Raw genomic sequence first — 23,362 nt, 5'->3', positions numbered from 1 at the left:
GACGCTGGTGCGGCCCCGCGCTCCTCCGCGAGGGACGGCAGGGACCACAAGCGCCCAACTGCTGCGCGCACCGGCTGTCCTGCCCTGCATGAGGCCACAACACTCGGGCAGCCGGATGGCCGCCAGACGCGTTCACGCGCGGGAGTACAGCGGGCAGCCGGTGATGGACTTCCTTAGCGCGCATGTGGCCTGCCCTGGCCGAGGAGGACGCTGCCGCCACCGTCTACCAGATCCCGTCTGGTTGCTGGCGTGGGCCCGGCAACTGCCCGGCTACTGCGAGCCGTTGGTCCTCGCGGTCGTGGACGACGACCGGCCCGTCGCCGCTCTGGCCCTGGTCCGCGAGCTTGCCCGCGACGGCCGCGCCCGCATCAGCCCGCTGTCTTGCCCGGCCTCGGAGCAGATCCGGCCCGTGGGTGAGAGCGTCGAGGCGGTGAGTGTGCTCCTTGATCACCTGTCCGGTCTCGGAGACGAGGTGCTCCTTGCCGACCTGCCGGACAGTTCCCTCCTGGCCCGGCAGGCGCACAGCCGGTGGGGCGAAGCCGACGCCCAGACCCTGTACGCCACCGTCGGTCTGCCCGCGGATCTGGCGGCCCTGTCACGGTCGACGCGACGGGAGCACACGCGCCGCCGCCGCACCGTGCAGGCCCTGGGCGAGCGGGTGGGATGCCACCGCACCCGCACCGGCACGGAACTCCTCGCCGCCTTCGACGCCCTGGAAGACTTGCACCACCGGCGCAACGCCCCGCGGCCCGCGACCGCCGAAGCGCCGGACCTCGACCTGCCCTGGCGCCAGGTGCTCAAGGAGTGCGCCGGCGTCGCGTTCATCGCCACGCTGACCCTGGATGGCCATCCCGTGGCCGCTCAGCTGTGCCTGCGCCGCCGGGACCGCGTCTACTCCCTGATCCCCGCGATGGACCCCGCCCACCGCGACCTGTCAGCGGGACATGCACTGCGGCACTTCCTGTGCGAGGACCTGACGCGCGAGGGGTATACGGCACTGGACCTCGGCCGTACGACCGCGCAGGACGGCCAGCGCTCCTACAAGGCCGCCTACGGGGCGCTGTGGACCGCCACTCGCACGCACGCCGTCCACGCCTCAGGCCGCCCGCACGCTATGCAGTCCGCCGCAGACCTGGCGGATGCGGGCAGCAGATGGTGCCCCCCTGAGCCCTCGCAGCGTCACCGGGAGACGGTGCCCCGCCGCCGCAGGACCGTGCGCGCGCCCGGCGCCCGCACACCGGCCACGCCTATGACGGCAGTCGACGCGGCGGACGACGTCGCCGCAGCCGATATCGCGGCCACGCGGCGCGCAGGAGTCCTGCCCGCGTTGCTGCGCTCTCGGATCGCACGCCCCCGACCGCGCCCCGCCGCCCGGCCCTGGGAGAACCGCCGCGCACGGGGACACCGTCCCGGCGCCTGGCCCGCCCCAGCCACCGCACGCCACGCCCCGCCGGTCGTCTGCGCCTGCCGCCTGTGTCGGGCGCTGGCCGAACATACGGAGACCGGCAGATGCCGGTGTGCGCTCTGTCGCCCTGACGACACCGTGGTGGCCCTTCCTGCGGAGCGAGAGCACTGCCGAAGGCAGGGCTGCGCGCCGTTGACCATGAGGTGCGACAAGCCGCGTTCACGCACCGAGGCACGTGCGAATAATGATCCGGTTTCGTACGGTTTCAGTTCCCGGCTCTGACAGGACGACCGGGACTCGGCGGTCCCGCGCTCCGATCGCACGCCGCGCGGGACCGCCATCAACGGCCACAGCGCGGGGCCGTAGGCTGAACACGCCGATGCGCCAGGCGTCACGCCTGGCCCTGTGGGACCTGGGCGAAGCCCGGGCCTCACACCACTTCGTCAGCTCGCAGCTTCGCGCGGTCCTGCTGCCCACCAGATCGTCTGCGGCTCGGTGGCGGTCGGCCTGTCACGACCCGTGCAGGCATTGTCAGTGCCAGCGACGATGATGAGCGCATGACGACGATGCAGAACTTCGGACTGACCTGGACAGACACCGATGGAAGGGCGGATGCTTCGGCAGTCGCCTACGACAAGGTCAGCGGCGAGCGGCGCAAGGCAGCCCTCGATGCCGGCGGTAACACCGACGTCCGGCTTGTTCCGGTCGAGCCCGGTGTGCTTCCTCAGCCGCAGAGCTGACACAGCGACAGGCGGCTTCCTGCGTGAGCAGACGGCCGGCACGGGCAGCGAAGACGGGTACGGACGACGCACTGCACGGCACCCCGGGGCCGCTCCCGGCCGCCGGATCCTTCCCGTCCCTCGGTGCAGGTGCGTCGGCTTGCGCCGGGGCCACAGGCTGTGCGGTGTGCCTGGCGGGTGGGGGTCAGGTGGTGGTCCAGTCGCGCAGCTGACGGGCGATCCGGGCGACGCCGAGCGCTCCGGAGGCTGCGTCGCGCACGAGCGCGACGGCCGCCTTGGGGGAGTAGTCGAGTTGCCGCGCGTTGAGCAGCAGGTAGGCCTCGGTCGCGTGCCAGGCGAAGGCCTCGTTGGAGTGCTCCAGGCACGGCAGTTTCGCCAGGGTCTGCAGCAGGGCCGCGGCCTTGAGATACAAGGATCCGTAGATGTCACGGTCCATCGCCCGGGCGTTGACCCGGGCGACAGCGGCGTAAAGTGGTCCGAAGTCGTCGACCTGCGGGTCGCCGTCGAGGAGTTCCGCGGCGTGCAGCAGGAACGTGACATCGAGCGGGTGCGGTGGCTGGGTCACGCAGCGTGCCCTCGCTCCTGGCCCTCGATCTCTCGCAGCGCGTCCTGCTCGGCCGCCCGCTGCCCGGCGCCGGGATCCAGGCTGCTGGGCTCGGCCGCGAAAGCGGCACCGCTGCGGGCCATGGATGCCTTGAAGCCCTCCAGGAAGCGCTGCTCCACGGCGGTCGCGCGGTCATAGGCGGCCGACAGGATGTACTCCTGCATGCTGACCCCCGCCTGCTTGGCCGCTGCCGCGATCGCGGCCCGCTGCGCCGGGTCGGGAAAGCGCAGGCTCATCGCTTTGGGATCCGTCATGGTATCTACGGTATCAGCGATACCACAGCCCGTCTCGGGCGCAGCGAACGCAGGCAGTGCTCACCGGCCCCCACGCTTCTGGCCAGCGCCACCGCCCCGCGCGGCCCCCGGATGCTCATCGGCATGCCATGACGTACGGGGCGACGACCTGACCTCCGCAGACATCAGGCACCTCTGCCTCGGCGGCTGCGCTGGGAGGAGTCGGGATCGCGGGAACGGTCCGGATGCGGTGGTCGCGGATGTGGTGCATGCCGTCGACCAGGTCGATCCGGTACGGCCCCACAGGCCTTGTCCACGCGAACGGACAGCACCGCGCAGCAGTTTGGGAGGCGGCCGGAGCTCGCGAGCAAATCGGAATATGCACGGGTCTCGACAGCACCGGTGCCGACAGAATGCGGGAGGTTGTGGGCGCTCCACGGCACGGGCAACTGGTCCGCCGGGCTTGCCAGGGGAGGCCGTAGGGTTCTGCCTCATGCACCAGCTTGTTGAGATTTCCGACCTGATCACGGCGGTGGATCCACGCAGCGGTCACCGGCTCCCGGTCCGGCGCGCCGAGGTGATCCAGCAGCTCCGTGAGAGCGGAGACGAGCGCGCGGCCCGGATCGTCGCCGGGCTGCCCGCGGACCGGGACGGCGTACTCGACCCGCACGCCGTGGACCGCCTGCTCATCGGCGTGCACACCGAGCTCCAGCGCCTGAGCGAGGAGCTGCGGATCGGCGAACGCCTGGTCCACCTGCTCGGCCCGCTCTTCACCGCGATCCGGGAGACTACCGGGCAGCCCGGGCCGTACCGACTGGTCGACGTCGGTTGCGGCCTGGGCTACCTGGTCCGCCGGCTGGCGACCACCCACGCCCTCGGCGCGGACGTCGAGCTGGTCGGGGTCGACCTCGATGCCACGCTGGTCGGCGAGGCGGACCACCTTGCCCAGGCAGAGGGGCTCAACTGCCGTTTCGTCCGAGGAAACGCCTTCCACCTGCCGGAGGCCGCGACCGTCTACGTCTCCACCGGCGTGCTGCACCATTTCCGTGGTCCCGCCCTGGCCGAGTTCTTCCAGGCCCAGGCCGCCTCACGGGCACATGCCTTCTGCCACTTCGACATCGCCGCAACCTCTCTCGCACCCATTGGCGCCTGGATCTTCCACCGGGCCCGGATGCGCAACCCGCTCGGCCGCCACGACGGCGTCGTCTCCGCACGGCGGGCGCACAGCGACGAGACACTGCTGCGCGCCGCCGCAGTACCCGGCATCCGCGCACTGCTGTACGAGCCTCGCGGCGCGGTGAACCCGTTCTGCACCACGCTGCGCCCGATCATCGGAGTGCGCCCGCACCTGGAGGCACCGCTTCGCCGAGCCCTCGGGCGGGACGCACACCGCATGGTCGGCCTAGAGCACCTCGCCGGAACCACCCGATGACGCCCGCCATACCGCTTGTACTCCTCGGTCTGGTCGACGCGGCGTTCAGCGGCTTCCGTGCCTATGCCGGCAGCGACGCCCGCATCCGCAAACACCGGGCCACCGCCCGAGCCGCCCTGCGCGGGCTGGCCGTCGGGGCGGTCCTGCTGCTCGCCCCTACGCTGACCGCCGCCCTCCTGCTACTGACCGCACGCGACCAGGCACGGACCTACAACACTCTGACCGCCGGCGGCCTCGGCTACCTGCTCCCGCTCACCGTCTACGCCACCGCCGTACTGCTTTCACTCGCCGCCTACTTCATCCTGCCGTTCCGCGCCAGCACCCTCGCGGTGGTCATCGGCCTCGGCCCGCTGACCCTGCTGCGCCCGCTCGCCATTGCCGCCGCCTGCCTCGGCGCGGTCCTCAACGGCGGCGGTGGGTCCGCCCTGCTGATCGGCGCGACCGCGGGCGCCGCCGTGCTGTGCGTCGAACCTGTGGTGCACCGACGCTGGTACCAGCACGTGCAGTAGAGACCCGAGGCGACGTCGGGTTGCCACCGAGCGTCACGGCGATGGCTGACAACCGGTGCTGCCCCTTCTCATGCACATCGAACGCGGCGCAGTTCGGGCGCCTTTCGAGGCGCTGAACAAGTGCTGTCGAAATTCGGGCTCTGGCTCAACTTCTGTGGTCCTGCTGCAGCGGTTGCCGGTGCTGGATAACGGCTCGCCGCGCACATGGCGATCCTCTACCTTGAGGCGGAGCGGGATGGCGCGCATTCTCGCAGGCTGCGGTGCCGTGGCAGAGCGGCCATTGCGATCGCCGTGGGCGAGGTCCCGCTCACGGCGACTGACGGAGACGGGGCGGGCTTGCCCCTATCTGTCCGCGGGTTCAAATCCCGTCGGCACCGCAGCCGACCTGAAACTTTGTGCAGCGCAAGCACTGCGACGTCGGTCCAGGTCCGCAGAAGTTGAGCCAGACCCCAAATTCGTGAACAGAGCCAGCCCCACGCAGGGGAGCAGTGCTGCCTAGGCCGGGTATGCCGTCCGGGTGGTCGATTTGGCTCGGCTGCTGCTCGGGCCACCGGGTGCGTTCGGGCTGGCTGCTGCCCGGGCTGACGTCGTCTGCTGGACGAGACCATCGAGACTCCTGGACGGATGATCGAATGACAAAGCGTTGGTCGGGGTAGAACGGACGCCGGGCGTCTTCCCACCGTGGAAGTCGCCGCTACTCACCCCGGCCGGCACCCCCGGCAAGATTCGAAGGACGCAGTATGGCCAGCGGCACCGTGAAGTGGTTCAACTCCGAGAAGGGCTTCGGTTTCATCGCCCAGGACGGCGGCGGGCCGGACGTCTTCGCCCACTACTCGAACATCACCGGCAACGGCTACCGTGAGCTGGTCGAGGGCGAGAAGGTCACGTTCGACGTCACCCAGGGCCAGAAGGGCCCCCAGGCCGAGAACATCGTCCGCGGCTGACGGCCCCCGCCGGCCTCTGGAGTCTTGTGTAGAGTGGCACCACCGACGCGGGGTGGAGCAGCTCGGTAGCTCGCTGGGCTCATAACCCAGAGGTCGCAGGTTCAAATCCTGTCCCCGCTACGAAAAGAGGGGCCCGGCATCCGTGATGCCGGGCCCCACGCCGCTCAGCGTCCCGTGCCGGCGTCCGGCCCAGGGCATCCCGACGGAGATCTTCCAGTCGGTCAGCCACAGCGACAGTCTCTCCTCAGGCAGACCGTCCTTGCCCGAGGACACGGTCAGCGCGCCGTAGCGGGAGGCCAGCTCACGGCCACGAGTCGGCTCCCGGCCGCTTCCACGCCGTCCAGCGCCATCAAAGCCGCAGCGGCGGAGGCCTCCAGGTGCTGGGCACCCGCCGCCCCACCCAGGCCGGGCCAGCGGGCGGAATCGACGCTCAGCCTGCTTTGCACGACGACCTCCGCCGCCCCCGACCCTGACCCGGCGGCGGTGGCGCGGCCAAGGTGGCCACACGGGCCGTGCACGCGACATCGCCCCGGGCGTCGGGCTCGGACTGGTGGTCGAAGATGATCTGACCCGCCTCACCGAGCGGCAGCCATGAGACGTGCGATCGCCTCGGGCGGGCCACTCAGCTGCACCTTGGTGTACTGCGGTGCCTTCTCAGGCATGCTCACGACTGTTCCCCACTGTGCGGATGGTCTGCAAGGCGCAACTCCCCGTGCTGCCAGTGAAGTTCCCGGGCCTGCTTCAGGACACGAACCAGACGTTGACCGCGGGAACCGGCCTCGCAGATCAGGCCGGAGCGCAGTTGGCAGCGCATCCGCCCTGGTAACTGCCCACCGTCCGAAGCCCAGGACCACAGTGCCCTGTACCGCCGCAGCACAGGCTGCGCTACGCAAAGCATCCACGCCTGCCGGGATCAGCAGCCTGCCGACGCCGGCTTTCGTCCCGCGCAGCGGGACGGTGGCCCACAGGGCCGCCCCTGCCCCTGTGCCGATCCATGCGAAGCACCGCTGTGCTGCCGTAGATACGGCCGGATGGGACGTGCAGCTGACGATCCTCCGCCTGGAGGCTGGTGGCCGCCGCCGATGGCGGTGCACTTGGCGCTTGCTCAGCTTTGGAACGCGGTGCTCTTCGGGCTGGCCAAGCGGGTGGGGCGAATCATCACCGTGGGGACTGGCGAGGCTGCTGAGGGCTGGCTGTGGCCGATGTCCTCGTACCCCCACGACCGGTACAGCGCGTGGACCTTGCCGTCGCCGGCGGCCGGGTTGACCATGAGCGTCACGTACGGCTCGTCGCGCGCGGCGAGCAGGGCGTCATGGATGCGCCGCGCGGTACCGGTCTTCCGCCACGCCGGCCGTACCCCGATCTCCTTGGCGGCCAGTGCTGGACGCGCGGTGTACGCCTGCGCCGGTGGTGGAGTGGTGCGCTGCCAGTACCGGTCGCCGTGCTCGATGCGGTTGCCGTAGGCGTACTTCGAAGGGGAGGAACTCGGCCCAGGCGTCCGACCACAGCTTCACGATCGCCGGGTCAACTGCAGCCCCTCCGACCGGGCCCGCTCCACCAGCATCGCGACCAGTTGCTCGGCGGACACGGGCGCAGGCTGCCCGGACTGGGCACTCGCGACAGGCTCCACGCTCTCCAACTCCTCGGCTGCATCGGTCACTTGACGTCTCTCCGTGGTCGTCGGATCCGCCGTTGGATTTGCACTCCCCATGCCGATGGCGGAGAGCTTGTCCACTCGTTCCGGTGACAGCGTTGCGGCCCTGCTGCGTTGGTTGCTGATCCATGCCCCGAGCCGGAGCCGCCGCTCCTCCTGGTCCCAGACGTCCCCGTCACCGCCGGCGATCCGTTCGACGTGCTTCCTCGGTACCCGAAGGTGCCCCTCGCGTTCGTAGTACTGGCGGGCGGCGGCGTAGTTGAGGGCCCACGTGTCTGCTTGTGTGCGGCGCGGCTGGGGCTTCCGCACCCACCGCCCCAGGTCCTCGCCCTGGTGCAAGGCGTCACCGGGCTCGGTCGGCAGCGTGTCGCCGGCCTCCAGGTGGAGCCGGACCAGGTGGAGGCCGCGCTGCCACTCCACCGCCCAGCTGGGGCACCACGACGGGTCGATCTCCTCCAGCTGCTCACGCCGCTCTTCCGACAGCGCCCCGGCCGACGAAGGAACGGGCAGGCCCCTCGGCACGCCGCTGCTCGATCTTGCGTCGGGCACCGCATTTCCGGACTGGTGTCCGACCCACCCGTTCGGCGGTGACCATGTTCGCCGGTTCCCGGCTCACACAACTCGCTTAGCGATGAGGACAAGACACAGCCCACATCCGTGACAGGCCATGTGCCTTCGGCCTCGCCCGAACGGTCTCGACGCCACCCTGCCTCCCGTCGGCGGCCGCCACAATCCGGGAGCCAGCGGCATCGAGACCGCAGCGCCATGTCAGCGGCGGGCCCAGAGGGTGCTGCTGTCAGCACAGGGCACGGCGGTGGCGGGGTCGGGCATCATTGCGGTGTCGCTGCGGGCTGCGTGGAGTCCGACGGCCTGATCCGCGAAGAGCGCCGGCGTCTGGGTGGCCGGCGGCGGCCCTCCTAGGCGCCCTGGGCCGCCACCGTCGTCTGTCTGTATGTCGGCTTCGAGAACGCGAACTTCCAATTCTGGCCGTGATCAGGGCCGGGTAACCCGTAGGTGTCGTCGTTCGGCCAGCTCCTCTGCGCCGACCACGGTCAGAACCGGGGTACCCGGCGGCGCGAACATGGTCACCACCAGCTGTGACTGCGCGTCCGGGAGGTTGTTGGCGCCCTGGTAGTGGATCACGTCGCCCCCTGGCTCGAACAGGGCGTCACCGGCTTTGAGCACCCGGGGCGGCTGCCCCTCCAACTCGAAGAGGATCTCGCCCTGGGTCACGTAGCCGAAGACCGGCCCGGGGTGCCGGTGCGGCGGCGCACCGGGGTCACCGGATGGCAGGGTGACCCGGATGGTCCTGGCCTCGGCGCCGGCCGGGATCCGAGCCGCCGCTTCCGGCAGGGCCGCGATCACCTCGACGCCCGGGGGCAGGTGTGCGTGCTCAGCGCTCATGTTCTCCTCCAAACAGGGACTGTCCACAGGAAGGACAAGACGGCCTCCCCGTTTGTGACAGCCCGGCGCGGTGAAGGCGGAGATGCAGCGGCCGTAGGATCGCAGCAGGCGGGCCGTCCTCGCGCCGGAGGTACGCCCGCCTGGGGGCACGACGGTTGACCTGCGGAGGCATCGGCACCATGGATGAGCAACAGCAGCTCACCGACGACTCCCTCGACGAAGCGACGAACGTGTTCGAGCGAGTGCGTCCACAGCTGTTCGGTATCGCCTACCGCATCCTGGGCAGCGTGTCCGAGGCTGAGGACGTGGTGCAGGACGTGTGGCCGCGCTGGCAGGGCGCCGACCGGAGCGCGGTGCGGGATCCCGGTGCGTTCCTGGCGAAGATCACTACGCGTCTGGCGATCAACGTGGCTCAGTCGGCGCGGGTTCGCCGTGAGGCGTACGTGGGGCCGTGGCTGCCGGAGCCCGTGGACACCAGTGTGGATCCGCAGATCGGCGCGGAGCGCGGCGAGGCCCTGGAGCTGGCCGTGCTGCTCGTTCTTCAGAAGCTGAACCCCGTGGAACGGGCGGCCTACGTGCTGCGGGAGGCGTTCGGCTACGCGTACGACGAGATCGCGGGCATGCTCCAGTTGAGCCAGGCCAATACGCGGCAGATCCTCAGCCGGGCCCGTAAGCGGCTGTCCGCCGAGCGCCGGGAACCCGTCGAGGCGGCGCAGCACCGACGGCTGGTCGAGGCCTTCGTCGCCGCCGCGCAGCACGGTGACGTGGCCGCGCTCGAGAGCGTGCTGTCGGCGGACGCCGTCGCCTACGCGGACGGGAACGGCATGCGCGGCGTGGCACGGGTGGAGATCGTGGGAGCCGAGCGCGTGGCCAGGGTCAGCGCCTTCGCGAAGAAGTTCTTCCCCGGGGCCGAGTACGGCGTGGCCGAGGCGAACGGCCGGCCCAGCCTGCTGATCGTCCAGGAGGGGGTCACGGTCGCTCTGGTGAGCGTCACCGTGGGACCGGACGGTATAGACGGGCTGTACTGGGTCCTGGCGCCCGACAAGCTGAGGGCCTACGAGCGGTCGGCTCGCAGGCCCACGGGACACACGTAGTCGCTCTGACGACGGGGGACCGGTCAGCTCTTCTTCAGCCAGTCCTCGTAGCGGGTGGACGCGAGGTGGGCCGTGTCGTCCCCGAGGAGAACCCCGTCGGGCATGCCCGCGAACGGGCTCGCGGCCTCGTCGGTGACGATGGAGCGGCCGTCCGGCTTCGCCGCCAGGGTGATCTCACCGAGCCGGTCGAGCCGCTCGATCTCGGGGCCCGCGATGTCGCGGACGCCGTACGACGGCTCGCCCAGCGCCGCGTCGGCGAGGGCGGCGGCGACGTCGGCGGAGGCCATCGGGCGCAGCCGCAGGGAGGGCAGGTGCACCTCCGTGCCCTCGGTGGTCATGTCCATCACCGGGGCGATGAACTCGAAGAACTGGGTGGCGCGCACGATGCTGTAGGGAACGCCGCTGTTCCGCACGGCTTCCTCCTGGGCGACTTTGGCCCGGTAGTAGCCGTAGTCGGGCACCTGGTCGACGCCGACGATGGAGAGCACGACGTGGTGGCGGATACCTGCCTCCTTTTCGGCCCCGGTCAGGTTCCGCTCCGAGCGGGTGAAGAAGTCCAGCGCCGGCTCCGGATCGAAGGAGGGGGAGTTGGGCACGTCCACGACCACGTCCGCGCCCGTGAGAGCCTGTGCCAGGCCCTCACCGGTGAGGGTGTCGACGCCCGTGGAGGGAGCGGCAGCCACGGCCTCGTGACCGCTGTCGCGCAGCAGCGCGACCACCTGTGAGCCGATGAGCCCCGTACCGCCGACGACCACGATCTTCATCACTGTCTCCGTTCGTTGATTCAGCTTCCTGACGGATTCCGGCGACACCTCGCCGGCCCGGTGCGTCAACGCGCACATCAACAAGACAGGGCAGCAGCCAGGTCTGTGACAGCCGAGCTCGACGCCCTGAGGTGGGCGGGCCGGTCGGTCCTGGTGCCGGCCTCCGGCTTCGGCGCGTCCTTCGCCTCTGGAACCGACCGCTTCTCCGGCTGGGACGGCAGCGTCGCCGTGCACCTGGCCACCGAGCCCGGCGAGCGAGGCCTGATCGCTGCGACCGCGAAACCACTTCGGACATGTGGACGGTGCGTTCATATTGTGCTTATATGGACTCAGCGTTCACATTCAGTGGAGGAAGACCATGAGCACCTCTCTCACCACCCCGCGCGTCGCACTCGTCACCGGCGCTACCGGCGGCATCGGCCAGGCCGTCGTCGAGCGGCTCGCCGCGGACGGCTTCGCCGTCGCCGTGCACTACGCCGGGAACAAGGCCAAGGCCGAAGCTCTCGTCGAGAAGATCGCCTCATCCGGCGGTCAGGCCCTCGCGGTGGGCGGTGACGTCGCCGACGAGCAGCAGATGCAGGCCGCGTTCGACGCCGTCGAGACGGCGTTCGGCGGCATCGACGTGGTGGTCAACACCGCCGGGATCATGGTGCTCGCGCCGATCGCCGAGCTGAACCTGGACGACCTCGACCGCATGCACCGCACCAACATCCGCGGCACCTTCGTCGTCTCCCAGCAGGCCGCCCGCCGGGTCCGCCGGGGCGGCGCGATCATCAACGTGTCCACGTCCGTCACCCGCACCCAGCTCCCGACGTACGGCGCCTACGTGGCGAGCAAGGCGGCCGTCGAGAGCATCACCCTGATTCTTGCCCGGGAACTGCGCGGCCGGGACATCACCGTCAACACGGTCGCCCCCGGCCCGGTCGCCACCCCGCTGTTCCTTGAGGGCAAGGACGAGGAGGCGATCGCCCGCTTCGCCAAGGCCGCCCCGCTGGAGCGCCTGGGCGAGCCGCGGGACATCGCCGAGTCCGTCGCCTTCCTCGCCGGCCCCGCCCGCTGGTTCAACGGGCAGGTCCTCTACTCCAACGGCGGCCTCGCCTGACGCAGGCCGGCGAAGCAACACCGCCGCCGAAGCACCGACAGCGCCGAGCGCTGTCCCGAAACCGACATCCGGACAGGAAAAGCCATGACATCGGTCGTTCTCATCACCGGCGCCGCCACCGGCATCGGCAACCTCACCGCCCGAGCGCTCGCCGCCGCCGGCCACACCGTCTACGCCAGCATGCGCGACATCCACGGCCGTAACTCCGGCCGCGCCGAGGAACTCCTCGAACTCGGGCGCAGCCAGGGACAGGACATCCGCGTCGTCGAACTCGACGTGCAGTCCGACTCCTCGGCCGACGCGGCCGTCGCCACCGTCCTCGACGACGCCGGACGGCTCGACACGGTCGTCCACAACGCCGGACACCTCTACGTCGGTTACGTCGAGGCGTTCACCCCCGAGGACATCCACCGCCTCCTCGACATCAACGCGGTCGGCATCCAGCGCGTCAACCGGGCCGCCCTCCCGCACATGCGGTCGCGTCGCTCGGGCACCCTGGTCTACGTCGGCAGCACCACCTCGGTCGTGGTGCCGCCCTTCCTGGGCCCCTATGTGGCGTCGAAGTTCGCCGCCGACGCGCTGGCCCAGGTCACCGCCTACGAGGTCGGCCAGTTCGGCATCGAGACCACCATCGTGATGCCGGGCCCCTTCACCCAGGGCACCGAACACTTCCCCAACGCCGGCCACGCGGGCGACAGCGAGCGCACGCGCGCGTACGCCGAGCTGGATCCGATGGTGGCGCGCAACGAGCAGGCCACGGAAGGACTGTTCCCGCCCGGCGTCGACGCCCACCCCCGGGCCGTGGCCGAGGAGATCACCCGTGTACTGGCCCTCCCGCACGGCACCCGGCCCTTCCGCACCGTCGTCGACTTCAGTCAGGCCGGCGTCGAGGAAGTCAACGAGGTGCTGCGCCGCGCCCAGGAAGAGTTCGTCACCCGTCTCGGCTTCGGCGAACTCCTCGGGGTCAAGGAGACCCGGTCCTGAGCCCGGCCCGGCCGCACCGGCGTCCCGGCCCGCCGACCCGAGGAACGGTTGACCGGCTGCGGGGAAGGCGTGATGTCCGCGTGGCTTCCTACACTGATCCGGTTCGAAGGAGCGAAGGAGAGACATCGTGACGAAGCAGGCCGAGGGCGTGGCCGGGCGCCCGGCCCGCGGGCGCGGCCGCCGGCCCGCCGACGAGGTCCGCGCGGACGTCTTCCGCGTGGTCGGGGAGATCCTCCTGGGGGAGGGGATCACCGATCTCACCTTCGAGCGGGTGGCCCGCCTGTCCGGTGTCAGCAAGACGACGCTGTACAAGTGGTGGCCGTCCAAGGGTGCCCTGGCCCTGGACGGCTACTTCCACGCCGTCGAGCAGACTCTGGCGTTCGAGGACACCGGGGACATCCGCGCCGATCTGCTGAGTCAGCTGCGCGCCTTCGCACGCGTCATGACCGCGACTCCGGCCGGGCGGGTGGTGACCGAACTGATCGGCCAGTCCCAGACCGACGAGGACCTGGCCGTGGCCTTCCGTTCCCTGTACTCGAGCGAACGGCGCCGCCTCGCCGGCGAGCGTCTGATGCGCGCCCAGGAGCAGGGCCAGATCCGGGAGGACGTCGACGTCCAGGTCGTCGTCGACCAACTGTGGGGTGCCGTGTACCACCGGTTGCTCATCCCGGACGAGCCGGTGACCGACGCGTTCATCACCGCGCTGGTCTCCAACCTGATCGACGGGATCACCCCGTCGAGCGCGACACCGCCGAGCCGCTGAGGCCGCCCGGGCGGCGGCGACCGCGGCAAGCGCCGAGGGCACTGGTTCCGCGCGGCGCTCCCCGGCCGGCTGTCGCAGATCAGTCTCCCTGTCGAGCACCCGCGAAAAGCCAGACGTCGTTGGCGCCGGGGCGCGCGAATGTGCGGGCTTCCTTGCGGCCTTCTTCCGTCACGGTCGTGACTTCCGTCGCGGTCCACTTCTGCCATGCCAGCCAGTCGGCAGGCTCGTGCGCGACGGGACCGTGGCGGAACACACCGGTCAGCTGACTCTGAACGTAGCCGGGCTCGTGAAGCTGCTGCTCCATCGGTGTACCTCGCCATTCTCGCTCCAAGATCGTTTTACGAGTTCTCCGCAGTGCCTGGCGTCAGGTACAGCGCGGCGAGTCGGGGCAGACGGCGGTGCATCACCACGTCAGTGGCCGTGCGACGTGGACGTGGGGCCGTCTTTGCCCGAGGGCGAGCGACACACGTCGGCTGCCTTGGCCGTTCTCGTCGTGGCGGTACGACCGGTCGGGACGGTGGGGGTGCCGGCACCTCCCGGAGATGCGGCGCCGCGATGGACGGGGCGATCGGCAGGTGACCCGGCCGCGCGGACCAGCGTGATCAGCGACAGTGACCCGACGAACCCGACGTAGAGGAGGCTCGTGGTCCTCAAGCCCCAGACCGGTGCGAGGAGGCCGGCCGCGAGGGCGGGAAGACTCAGCGCCGCATAGCTCACGACGTACACGGCCGAGAAGACCCCGGAGCGTGACTGCGCGGTGGTGACCTGGCCGATGGCGCTGAGGTTGCCGTTGTACGTCAAACCGACGCCGAGGCCCGCCACGACCGTCCCGCAAGCGTAGACGTACGGGGACGGCAGCGTGATGGCCACGGCGAGCCCGGCCGATCCGAGGGTGAGGAGGACCCCGCCCAGCAGCGTGGCCCGCCGCACCGTGTACCGGGCGGACCACATACCGCCCAGGCCGCCCGCCAGGAACAGCGCGGCGATGTCCATGCCGCCCGCGGCGCGCCAGCCGACGTGGAGCACACCGGTGACCACGGAGGGGGTGAGGGCGAGGAACAGACCCGTGACGGACCAGCCCGCCACCAGAGCGGGTACGGCGGCCAGGAACCGGTGCCGGGAGCCGGGCGGGATCCGCACGCTCGGGCGGAACCGGGGCGGCCCGCCCGGCGCCGGTGCCGCGGTCTCGGGGATGTACCACACTGCCACCGTCAGGAGCAGGAAGACGCAGGTGAGGACTGAGAAGACGTACGTGTCCGGGCGGGCCACCGACTCGACCAGCAGTCCCACCACCGCGGCGCCGGCCGCCAGGCCCACACTCGTCCCGACCGCGGTCACCGTGGTCCCCGCGTGCGGGCGCCGCGGCGAGAGGTCCACCAGCCCCGCGGCCAGCGCTCCGACCGCGGTTCCGGTGGCGACGCCCTGCACGGTCCGTGCGACGACCAGCGACGCGACACCGTCGGCCGTCCAGAAGATGGCGGTGCTGGCCGCGGCCAGCAGCAGCGCGGCGAGCAGCACGGGACGGCGACCGAGGCGGTCGCTCGCCGGTCCCATGACCAGAAGGGCTCCGAGGAGCCCCACGACGTACACGGCGAAGACGACCGTCAGCAGGGTCACCGAGAATCCCCAGCGTTGCCGGTACAGGGGGTAGATCGGGGAGGGCGCGCTCGCGGTCGCCATCAGCACGACGGTGGTGACCGCGAGCACGCCGAAGGCGGCGCGCCGGCTCAGCCGAGGAGGCGTACGGCGAGAACGTGACGAGGGCATCGGCCGGTCCTGGCTTCCGCCGGTCACCGCGGCCAGGGAGCGCCGAGGACGCGCTCCACCAGGGACCCGCGGCCGAAGCCGGTGACGAAGTGTTCGAGGACGTCCGCGTTGACGGTCCCGTAGGTGGTGTCCGGGCGGTCCTTGAGGCCGTCGACGAATGCCTGCAGGAGTTCCTTCTCGAAATCGTCGCGAGGATGATCGGTGACGATCTCGTCCAGCCGGTCGCCTTCCAGCCGGTCCAGCCTGCAGCCGATCGCGTCGGTCAGCCCGCCGTAGTTCGTGACGGCGACCTCGGGTTCCATCCGGCCGGGAATTCCCGGCGTCGTGTGCAGTGCGATCGCCCTCCAGACCAACTCGGCGGCGCCCTCGGAGAATCCGCGGTCCAGGAGGAACTTGCGCGCGTTGAGGGAGCCCAAGAGAAGCACCCTTCGCGAGTGGTGGAAGATCAGGGGATTCGTCCTCTCCCTGAGAAAGTCCGTGGCCTCCGCGATGGCCGTGGTATCGGGTATTTCCACCCCTGCGATGGTGTCGGTCATGATGTCCGCGCTTTCCGATGCGATGTGCTGCCAGCGGACCCGTGCGTCCGCTCTCCACGGTGCCGACCACGCGGCCCCCGGCGCCGCCTCGGTCCGGCCGTGAACCACTCGAATCCGGTCACCTCGGGATGGGCTTGTGAGTGCCGGCGCGCATCGGGTGGCGATCCTCGTGCAGGATGGGGTCGAGCCGCTGGACGTCGCCGGGCCCGCCGAGGTGTTGGCGGGAGGCGAGCCTGCCCGGCGCTGATGCCGGGCGGGGGCGTCTGTGCCAGGACCCACGCCACCCGTGACCTGGCGGCCCGCGTCGGCCGGGTTGCCGCTCTGTGCCCGACGGGCAGGAGCACGCGACGCCGTCGACACCGCACCCCGCCGAGACCCTCCCACGACCACCGCGACGCCATGCGCGTTTCGTGCAGCGCACGCGCGAATCGTGCAGGACGTCATCCCGCACCCTCCGCATACTCGGTGACCCCGGCGCCCGACGTACCCCCGATCCCGATGACACGCGGAGGCAGAGCGCAATGCGGACGTTCGTCTATTCATCCAGCCCCTCGCGGGTCGTCTTCGGAGCCGGCACGGTCGGCCGGCTCGCCGAGGAGGTCGAGCGGCTCGGCTGCTCCCGCGTCCTGCTGCTGGCCGGCCCGGCCCTGGCCGGCATCGCCGCGCGGGTCCGCGAGGTGCTCGGGGACCTGGTCGTCGCGGAGTTCGACGGCGCCGCCATGCACACCCCCGTCGAGGTCACCGGGCGCGCCCTCGACGTGCTCAAGGAGGCTGCGGCCGACGTGATCGTGGCCGTCGGCGGCGGCTCGACCACCGGCCTGGCCAAGGCACTGGCCGTACGCACCGACCTGCCCCAGGTGATCCTGCCGACCACCTACGCCGGCTCCGAGGTGACCCCCGTGCTGGGCGAAACCCGCGACGGGCGCAAGGTCACCCGGTCGTCCCCGGCGATCCTGCCCGAGACCGTCGTCTACGACGTCGACCTCACCCTCACCCTGCCGCTGCCCATGACGGTCACGAGTGGGATCAACGCCCTCGCCCACGCCGTCGAGGCCCTGTACGCGGCCGACGCCAACCCGGTCACCGACCAGCAGGCACTCGACGCCGTCTCCCGCATCGGGCGGGCGCTGCCCCGGCTGGCCGCCGACCCGGCCGACCCGGAGGCCCGGGCCGACCTGCTGCACGCGGCCTGGCTCGCCGGAACCTGCCTGGCCACCGTCGGCATGGGCCTGCACCACAAGCTGTGCCACACCCTCGGCGGCAGCTTCGGCCTGCCGCACGCCGAGACGCACACCGTCGTCCTGCCGCACGCCATGGCCTACAACGCGCCCGCCGCTCCCGAGGCCATGCGCCGCATCGCCGACGCCCTGGGCGTACCCGACGCCCCGAGCGGCGTGTACGACCTGGTCGCGTCCCTCGGCGGCCCCACCTCGCTGCGCGGTCTCGGCATGGCGGAGTCCGACCTTGCCCGCGCGGCCGACCTGGCCGTCGCGACGCCGTACCCGAACCCGCGCGAGCTGACCTTCGACGGCATCGCCGCACTGCTGGCCGGCGCCTGGCGCGGCAGCCGTCCCGAGGGGCCGCCCTCCACCGAGGCCGCGCTCGCCCGGCTCAGCGAGGACGTGGTGGCCAGCTTCGCGCGGACCCCCGACCCCCGGGTCCGCACGCTGATGACCGACCTCGTCCGCCGCCTGCACGCCTTCGTCGCCGCCAACGACGTCACCGACGCCGAGTGGCAGTACGCCGTCGACTTCCTCACCCGCACCGGACAGATCTGCACCCCGACCCGGCAGGAGTTCGTGCTGCTGTCGGACACGCTCGGCATCTCCAGCGCCGTCGACCTGCTCACCAACTCCCGCACGCCCGACACCACGCCCTCCGCGGTGCTCGGACCCTTCTACGTGGCGGGCCCGCCCGAGACGCCCCTCGGCAGCGACATCTCCGGCGGGCTGCACGGCACCCCGCTGTGGGTGGACGTGCGGGTCACCGACACGGCCGGCCGTCCGCTGCAGGACGCGGTGGTGGACGTGTGGCAGTCCAACGAGGACGGCTTCTACGACGTGCAGCTCCCCGACCTGGACGGGCCGGTGCTGCGCGCCCGGCTCCGCAGCGACGGCGACGGCCGGATCACCTTCTGGTCCATCCTGCCCTCGCACTACCCGATCCCCGCCGACGGCCCGGTCGGGCAGATGCTCGAGGCGGTCGGACGCCACCCCTACCGGGCGCCCCACCTGCACTTCATGTTCGACGCGCCCGGCCATCGCCGGCTCGTCACCCAGCTGTTCGTGGCCGGCGGGGCGTACCTCGACAGCGACACCGTCTTCGGCGTCAAGGACGCACTCGTCGTCGACTTCACCCCGCAGTCCGGACCCGCTCCCGACGGCCGCCCCGTCGACGGCGAGTGGCGCCGGCTCGACTACACCTTCCGCCTCGCCCCCCTGGCCGGATGACCGAGGAGCGCCCACCCGTGACGACCCCCGACCCGCACGACCACGACACCGACGTCCTCGTCGTCGGCAGCGGCCCCGCAGGCGGCTCGGCCGCCCTGCTGCTGGCCACCTACGGCATCCGCACCCTGCTGGTGACGAAGTACGGCTGGCTCGCCGACACCCCCCGGGCCCACATCACCAACCAGCGCACCATGGAGGTGCTGCGCGACCTCGGCGTCGAGGCCGAGGCACTGGCCTCCGGGAGTCCCTCGCACCTGATGGGCGACACGGTGCTGTGCACGGCCCTCACCGGCGACGAGATCGGCCGCATCCGCAGCTGGGGCACCGGTCCCGCGACGGCCACCGAGTACGCCGCCAAGAGCCCCTGCGAGATGATCGACCTGCCGCAGACCTACCTGGAACCCGTCCTCGTCGGCAACGCGGCGGCCCGCGGGGCCAAGGTGCGCTTCGACACCGAGTTCCTCCGCTTCGACCAGGACGACGACGGCGTCACCGCGCTGCTGCGCGACCGCGTCCGCGGCGACGAGTTCACCGTACGAGCCCGCTACCTGATCGGCGCCGACGGGGGACGCAGTGCCGTCGCCGAGCAACTGGGCCTGCCCTTCGCCGGCCGCATGGCCAAGGCCGGCAGCATGAACATCGTCTTCAAGGCCGACCTCACCCGGTACTGCGCCCACCGCCCGAGCGTCCTGTACTGGGTGCTCCAGCCCGGCGCGGACACCGGCGGCATCGGCATGGGACTGGTCCGCATGGTCCGCCCCTGGAACGAGTGGCTACTGGTGTGGGGCTACGACATAGAGCAGCCGCCGCCGCAGGTCGACGAGGACAGCGCGCGCAAGATCGTGCGCGACCTGGTCGGCGACCCCGGCCTGCCGGTGGAGATCACCTCCACCTCGCTGTGGACCGTCAACCACGCCTACGCCGAGGAGTACTCCTCCGGCCGCGTCTTCTGCGCCGGCGACGCCGTGCACCGTCATCCGCCGTCCAACGGACTCGGCTCCAACACCTCCATCCAGGACGCGTACAACCTCGCCTGGAAACTGGCCATGGTGATCCGCGGCGAGGCCGGACCCGCGCTGCTCGAGACCTACACGGCCGAACGCGCCCCCGTCGGGCGGCAGATCGTCGAGCGGGCCAACCTCAGCCGCGACCAGTTCGGGCCGATCTTCGAGGTGCTCGGCGTCGGCGGCGGCAGCGACGCGCAGGCCATCGCCGACGGCATCGCGGCGATACGCGCCCGCACACCCGAGGGCGCCAAGAAGAGGCGGCTGCTGGAAGAGGCCATCCAGCTGAAGAACTACGAATTCAACGCGCACGGCGTGGAGATGAACCAGCGCTACGTCTCCTCCGCGGTGCTCCCCGACGACAGCCCCGCCGAAGTATGGGACGTCGACCACGAATTGGTGCACGTGCCGACGACCCGCCCGGGCGCCAAACTGCCGCACGCGTGGCTCGTGGACGCGCGGGGCGACCGCCTCTCCACGCTCGACGTCGTGGGCCACGGCGTCCTGACCGTGCTGACCGGCCTGTCCGGCGGCGTGTGGGACAGCGCCGCACGCGCCTGCGCGGACACCCTCGGCGTACCCCTGCGCGTGGTGCGCGTCGGTGACGAGGACCACCGCGACGCCTACGGCGAGTGGAGCCGCGTCTGCGAGATCGCCGAGGACGGCGTGCTGCTGGTGCGCCCGGACGGACACATCGCCTGGCGCCGCGCCACCGCAGCAGGGTCCGACGAGGCGGCGTACGGGGAACTGCTCGGCGCGCTCCGCCACGTCCTGGCGCGCGAGACGCCGACCGAGCGGGACGACAGGGCGTAGGCGGACGGAAGGGTGCCGTGGTGGTGCCCACTCGGGGACGGTCACGGCACTTCCGGCGTCGTGGTCCGCAGACGGCTCCGGCCGCGTCGCGGAATGCGACGCCGGCGGCCTCTGTTGTCAGTGCACGGCACGTGACCCGGTCCGAGGAGGAAGGAGCGGTACGGTCATGTCCCTCTCCGTCGCCCTGGCCGTCCTCGCGGCAACCAGCAACGCGCTCGGGACGGTGCTGCAACGGCGGGCCGCCCTGACCGTGCCCGCGTCGACCTCCTTGCGCCTCGGACTGCTGGCCGACCTGCTGCGCACCCCCGTCTGGCTCGCCGGCATCGTCGGCGTGACGCTGTCGGCGATCCTGCAGGCCGCCGCCCTGGGCTCCGGCTCGCTCGCCGTGGTGCAGCCGGTCTTCGTCCTGGAACTTCCGCTGGCCCTCGTGATCGGGGGCATGGTCTTCCATGTGCGTCCCTCCCGCGCCTCATGGGCGTCGGTCGCGTTGATCGCCGTGGGGCTCGCCGTCTTCCTTCTCTCCCTCGCCCCTTCCGGGGGACGGGACCGGGTGCCGGGCCTGTGGTGGGCGCCGGCCCTCGCCGTCACGGGTGCCCTGGGCGCCGCCCTGGTGCTTGCCGCCCTGCGCCGCTCCTTCGGCCCGGCACGAGCGGCCGGTCTCGCCGTCGGCGCGGCCCTCGGCAACGCGCTCGCCGCGGCGCTGATGAAGTCGTCCATGGGCGTCCTCGAAGACCAGGGGGTGCGGGCGTTCCTGCTGTCGTGGCAGACGTACGGCTTCGCCGTGATCGGCGGCACGTCCCTGTTCGTGCTGGGCACGGCCATGCAGGCGGGTCCGCTCATCGCCTCGCAGCCCGCGCTGGTCCTCACCGACGCGGTGGCCGGAGTGGTGCTGGGCATGACGCTCTACGACGAGCAGCCCCGTACGGGACCATGGCTCCTGTCGGCGCTGCTCGGTTTCGCTCTGCTCACTTCCGGCGTTGTCGCTCTCTCCCGGACGCGCTGCCTCGCGGGCTGTCTGAACGCCGAGGAGGAGGCACCGAAGCGGGGCAGGGGCGACGGTGCAGCAGTAGGGGACGACCGGGACGGAAGGACGGCACGGCAGCCTCGTTCGGGGAGCGCCGCGGCGCGGGACCGGACGGAGTCCGCCGCGGCGCAGGACCGGGCGGCCGCCTGACCGTCAGCCGATGCGCAGGTCGGCGATGAGTCCGTCGCGCAGGCGGAAGGTCATCGGACCCGTGCCGTTGTACCGGTTGCTGGTCACCTTGAGCGTGACGGCGTAGCTGTCCTCCTCCAGTCCGGCCGTCGCGTCGATCACGTCGAAGTGGGCCTGGACCCCGATGTTGTCGGTGCGGTCCCAGTCGAGCACGCCGTCGCGGCCGTGGAACTCGCGCCCGTAGTCGTACAGATGGGCGTCCTCGGTGAAGGCGGCGGCGAAGGCCTCGCTGTCGGCGCGGTTGGTGGCGTCGACAAAGGCGCCGATGGCGGCGGGGAGGTCGGCTGCGGGCACGGTATCTCCTTGCGGTGAGGTGGCGCTCGAGAGGGATTCTTCTGCGCCGGCCCGTTATCGCACGGCACAGGACAGACGGGCAGGGGCACGCGGGGCCGCACGACCTGCCCCCGTCCGGCGGCCGCGCCGGGAGCGAGCGGTGAGTGGCCGGGACCCTATGCATCGAGGAGCGCGGCGGCCAGCTCGTCGGGCCGCGTGAACTGGGCTTCATGACTGCCGGAGAACCCGATGACGGGTGTACCGGGGCCGAGCCGCTGAGGGTAGCGGGGCGTCCACCCGTACTCCTCCGGCGGCAGGGCCAGGTCCTCGCTGCCGATGACGTACGAGGCGGGGATGCCGAGCGCGGCGGGGTCCAGGGGCGTGACCGTCTCGGTGAAGTAGCGCAGGGGATGCGGCACCAGAAGCCCGTGTACGAGGCGCTGGGCGCTCTCGTCGGCGTCCTGCATGAAGCCGGCCGCGAAGACCTCGTAGGGGAAGACGATGCTGTCGTTGCCGGACGCCGTGGCGATCTGCCGGAACATCTCCGCGTAGTGCGGCGGGATCTCGTCCATCATGGACCGCCCCTCCGCCGGGACGAAGGCACTCCAGTAGACGAGCTTGCGCAGCCGCGGCGCCAGGCGCGGGGCCGCCGCGGTGAGCGGATAACCGCCCCAGCTGTGCCCGACCAGGGTGACGTCCCGGAGATCGCGCTGCTCGACGAGGTCGACGATGAAGTCGCCGACTTCGGCCAGGCTGTGCTTCCGGGGGGCGTCGCCGTCGGCGAGACCGGGCAGGTCCGGCGCCAGTACCCGGTGGCCGGCGGCGCGCAGCCGTTCGGCAACCAGGCGCCAGGTCCAGCCGCTGTGGCAGGCGCCGGAAATGAGGACATAGGTCTCCGCCAAGGCGTCTCCTGGGACATCGAGCGGGATGGTTAAATTACAGAGACTGTATGTAATGAAACAGTCCACGGCAATGGGCTGACCGGATCTCTTGAGCGCAAGCCCCGTCCTTTGGGGCGGCGTCAGCTCATCCTCGTGCCGGAGCCGCGAAGCGGCGGAGTTCACTGCGTTGTCAGTGGCCTGCACTATGTTGATCGCATCAGCTGAAGGGGGGTGTTCCATGCTGTCGGGCCGCAGGTACCGGCTTGAGCTGACGGCCGTACAGGGCGAGCAGTGCGAGGTGTTCGCGAACGTGTGCCGGGCGGTGTGGAACACCGGCCTGGAGCAGCGACGCCAGTATCGGCGGCGCGGCGGTTGGATGAACTACGCGCCGCAGTGCAAGGAGCTGGCTCAGGCCAAGCGTGAGCACGAGTGGTTGAAGGCCGCGCCGTCGCACATCCTCCAGCAGACCCTCAAGGACCTGGACCGGGCGTGCCGGGATCACGGCACGTTCAAGGTCCGCTGGCGGTCAAAGGCCCGATGGGCCCCTTCGTTCCGCTTCCCGGACGCCAAGCAGATCACCGTGGAGCGGCTGGGCCGGAAGTGGGGTCGGGCGAAACTACCGAAGCTGGGCTGGGTCACGTTCCGGTGGTCGCGCCCGCTGGGCGGGGAGATCCGCTCTGCCACCGTGTCCCGCAAAGGCGGCCACTGGTTCGTGTCGTTCCTCGTGGACGACGGCGCGGTCACCCCCGACCGGCACGCGATGCCGGGTACGGCGGTGGGTGTGGACCGCGGG

Annotated in this window: 22 protein-coding genes, 2 tRNA genes and 2 pseudogenes; 15 read left to right on the top strand and 11 right to left on the bottom strand. The window is 71.1% G+C overall.

The window, feature by feature from the left end; all coding sequences use genetic code 11:
• Positions 1–241: 241 nt before the first annotated feature.
• Together AB0950_RS38595 and AB0950_RS38590 are read left to right on the top strand one after the other, a co-directional pair.
• Entirely contained in the window at positions 242–1,687 is a 1,446-nt protein-coding gene (locus AB0950_RS38595; RefSeq protein WP_360160839.1) for a GNAT family N-acetyltransferase, read from the top strand.
• Positions 1,688–1,962: 275 nt separating this feature from the next.
• Positions 1,963–2,145 carry a hypothetical protein gene (locus AB0950_RS38590; RefSeq protein WP_366780595.1) on the top strand — a complete coding sequence of 61 codons (183 nt, stop codon included), beginning with the start codon at positions 1,963–1,965 and terminating at the stop codon, positions 2,143–2,145.
• A 184-nt stretch (positions 2,146–2,329) separates the two neighbouring features.
• Here AB0950_RS38590 and AB0950_RS38585 read toward each other — a convergent pair whose 3' ends face one another.
• Positions 2,330–2,710, bottom strand: coding sequence for a fic family toxin-antitoxin system, toxin component (locus tag AB0950_RS38585; RefSeq protein WP_360160835.1), 381 nt, complete (start codon positions 2,708–2,710; stop codon positions 2,330–2,332).
• Positions 2,707–3,003: a DUF1778 domain-containing protein gene (locus tag AB0950_RS38580; RefSeq protein ID WP_360160833.1), complete on the bottom strand. Its 297-nt coding sequence runs from the start codon at positions 3,001–3,003 to the stop codon at positions 2,707–2,709. Before AB0950_RS38580 ends, AB0950_RS38585 begins: the two co-directional genes overlap by 4 nt.
• A gap of 472 nt (positions 3,004–3,475) precedes the next feature.
• Between AB0950_RS38580 and AB0950_RS38575 the strand changes: the two genes are divergently transcribed.
• The 5 genes from AB0950_RS38575 to AB0950_RS38555 all read left to right on the top strand — a co-directional run bounded on the left by AB0950_RS38575 (position 3,476) and on the right by AB0950_RS38555 (position 5,987).
• On the top strand, positions 3,476–4,414 hold the full coding sequence (locus tag AB0950_RS38575; RefSeq protein WP_366780594.1) for a class I SAM-dependent methyltransferase: 939 nt from the start codon (positions 3,476–3,478) through the stop codon (positions 4,412–4,414).
• Positions 4,411–4,923 carry a hypothetical protein gene (locus AB0950_RS38570; RefSeq protein WP_360575698.1) on the top strand — a complete coding sequence of 171 codons (513 nt, stop codon included), beginning with the start codon at positions 4,411–4,413 and terminating at the stop codon, positions 4,921–4,923. Before AB0950_RS38575 ends, AB0950_RS38570 begins: the two co-directional genes overlap by 4 nt.
• A 259-nt stretch (positions 4,924–5,182) precedes the next feature.
• Positions 5,183–5,300 (top strand) — tRNA-Arg (locus tag AB0950_RS38565).
• A gap of 363 nt (positions 5,301–5,663) precedes the next feature.
• Positions 5,664–5,867, top strand: coding sequence for a cold-shock protein (locus AB0950_RS38560; protein ID WP_360160827.1), 204 nt, complete (start codon positions 5,664–5,666; stop codon positions 5,865–5,867).
• Between the two features lie 46 nt (positions 5,868–5,913).
• A tRNA-Met gene (locus tag AB0950_RS38555) sits at positions 5,914–5,987 on the top strand.
• Positions 5,988–6,972: 985 nt separating this feature from the next.
• Here the strand turns inward: AB0950_RS38555 and AB0950_RS38550 are convergent.
• The 3 genes and pseudogenes from AB0950_RS38550 to AB0950_RS38540 form a co-directional block, all read right to left on the bottom strand.
• Positions 6,973–7,335: pseudogene (locus tag AB0950_RS38550) on the bottom strand (GNAT family N-acetyltransferase); the annotation flags it as partial.
• Between the two features lie 240 nt (positions 7,336–7,575).
• Positions 7,576–8,056: pseudogene (locus AB0950_RS38545) on the bottom strand (helicase associated domain-containing protein); the annotation flags it as partial.
• A 458-nt stretch (positions 8,057–8,514) separates the two neighbouring features.
• A complete protein-coding gene (locus AB0950_RS38540; protein ID WP_360575697.1) occupies positions 8,515–8,925 on the bottom strand; it encodes a cupin domain-containing protein in 411 nt (136 codons plus the stop codon).
• 179 nt (positions 8,926–9,104) lie between these two features.
• Here AB0950_RS38540 and sigJ point away from each other — a divergent pair, with 179 nt between their 5' ends.
• Positions 9,105–10,019, top strand: a complete 915-nt coding sequence (gene sigJ, locus AB0950_RS38535; protein WP_360575696.1) for an RNA polymerase sigma factor SigJ — start codon at positions 9,105–9,107, stop codon at positions 10,017–10,019.
• Between the two features lie 23 nt (positions 10,020–10,042).
• Here the strand turns inward: sigJ and AB0950_RS38530 are convergent, their stop codons facing one another.
• Positions 10,043–10,783 carry an NAD(P)H-binding protein gene (locus tag AB0950_RS38530; RefSeq protein WP_360575695.1) on the bottom strand — a complete coding sequence of 247 codons (741 nt, stop codon included), beginning with the start codon at positions 10,781–10,783 and terminating at the stop codon, positions 10,043–10,045.
• A gap of 358 nt (positions 10,784–11,141) precedes the next feature.
• Between AB0950_RS38530 and AB0950_RS38525 the strand changes: the two genes are divergently transcribed.
• From AB0950_RS38525 to AB0950_RS38515, 3 genes are all read left to right on the top strand, one after another.
• Positions 11,142–11,885 carry an SDR family oxidoreductase gene (locus AB0950_RS38525; RefSeq protein ID WP_366780593.1) on the top strand — a complete coding sequence of 248 codons (744 nt, stop codon included), beginning with the start codon at positions 11,142–11,144 and terminating at the stop codon, positions 11,883–11,885.
• An 84-nt stretch (positions 11,886–11,969) separates the two neighbouring features.
• Positions 11,970–12,869 (top strand): SDR family oxidoreductase, encoded by a 900-nt coding sequence (locus AB0950_RS38520; protein WP_366780592.1) that lies wholly within the window; start codon positions 11,970–11,972, stop codon positions 12,867–12,869.
• A 127-nt stretch (positions 12,870–12,996) separates the two neighbouring features.
• Positions 12,997–13,632 carry a TetR-like C-terminal domain-containing protein gene (locus tag AB0950_RS38515; RefSeq protein WP_360160815.1) on the top strand — a complete coding sequence of 212 codons (636 nt, stop codon included), beginning with the start codon at positions 12,997–12,999 and terminating at the stop codon, positions 13,630–13,632.
• Positions 13,633–13,711: 79 nt separating this feature from the next.
• Here the strand turns inward: AB0950_RS38515 and AB0950_RS38510 are convergent, their stop codons facing one another.
• The 3 genes from AB0950_RS38510 to AB0950_RS38500 form a co-directional block, all read right to left on the bottom strand.
• Positions 13,712–13,936, bottom strand: a complete 225-nt coding sequence (locus AB0950_RS38510) for a hypothetical protein (RefSeq protein ID WP_366780591.1) — start codon at positions 13,934–13,936, stop codon at positions 13,712–13,714.
• Between the two features lie 107 nt (positions 13,937–14,043).
• Positions 14,044–15,399, bottom strand: coding sequence for an MFS transporter (locus AB0950_RS38505; protein WP_366780590.1), 1,356 nt, complete (start codon positions 15,397–15,399; stop codon positions 14,044–14,046).
• 23 nt (positions 15,400–15,422) lie between these two features.
• A complete protein-coding gene (locus tag AB0950_RS38500; protein ID WP_366780589.1) occupies positions 15,423–15,935 on the bottom strand; it encodes a diguanylate cyclase in 513 nt (170 codons plus the stop codon).
• A gap of 521 nt (positions 15,936–16,456) precedes the next feature.
• Between AB0950_RS38500 and AB0950_RS38495 the strand changes: the two genes are divergently transcribed.
• From AB0950_RS38495 to AB0950_RS38485, 3 genes are all read left to right on the top strand, one after another.
• Positions 16,457–18,385, top strand: coding sequence for a maleylacetate reductase and hydroxyquinol 1,2-dioxygenase domain-containing protein (locus AB0950_RS38495; RefSeq protein WP_366780588.1), 1,929 nt, complete (start codon positions 16,457–16,459; stop codon positions 18,383–18,385).
• Between the two features lie 17 nt (positions 18,386–18,402).
• Positions 18,403–20,202: an FAD-dependent monooxygenase gene (locus AB0950_RS38490; protein ID WP_366780587.1), complete on the top strand. Its 1,800-nt coding sequence runs from the start codon at positions 18,403–18,405 to the stop codon at positions 20,200–20,202.
• Between the two features lie 166 nt (positions 20,203–20,368).
• The gene (locus AB0950_RS38485; protein ID WP_360575688.1) at positions 20,369–21,376 is read left to right on the top strand and encodes a DMT family transporter; all 1,008 of its coding nucleotides are present in this window, start codon (positions 20,369–20,371) and stop codon (positions 21,374–21,376) included.
• Between the two features lie 3 nt (positions 21,377–21,379).
• Here AB0950_RS38485 and AB0950_RS38480 read toward each other — a convergent pair whose 3' ends face one another.
• Entirely contained in the window at positions 21,380–21,709 is a 330-nt protein-coding gene (locus AB0950_RS38480; protein WP_360160801.1) for a nuclear transport factor 2 family protein, read from the bottom strand.
• Positions 21,710–21,864: 155 nt separating this feature from the next.
• Positions 21,865–22,590: an alpha/beta hydrolase gene (locus tag AB0950_RS38475; protein ID WP_360160799.1), complete on the bottom strand. Its 726-nt coding sequence runs from the start codon at positions 22,588–22,590 to the stop codon at positions 21,865–21,867.
• A gap of 217 nt (positions 22,591–22,807) precedes the next feature.
• Between AB0950_RS38475 and AB0950_RS38470 the strand changes: the two genes are divergently transcribed.
• Positions 22,808–23,362: transposase (locus AB0950_RS38470; RefSeq protein WP_366780586.1), on the top strand; the 555-nt coding region annotated here is incomplete at its 3' end.

Origin of the sequence: Streptomyces sp. NPDC007189, assembly GCF_040703635.1 — a bacterium.
Taxonomy (GTDB): Bacteria; Actinomycetota; Actinomycetes; order Streptomycetales; family Streptomycetaceae; genus Streptomyces.
This window is presented reverse-complemented; position numbering and strand designations above follow the sequence as displayed.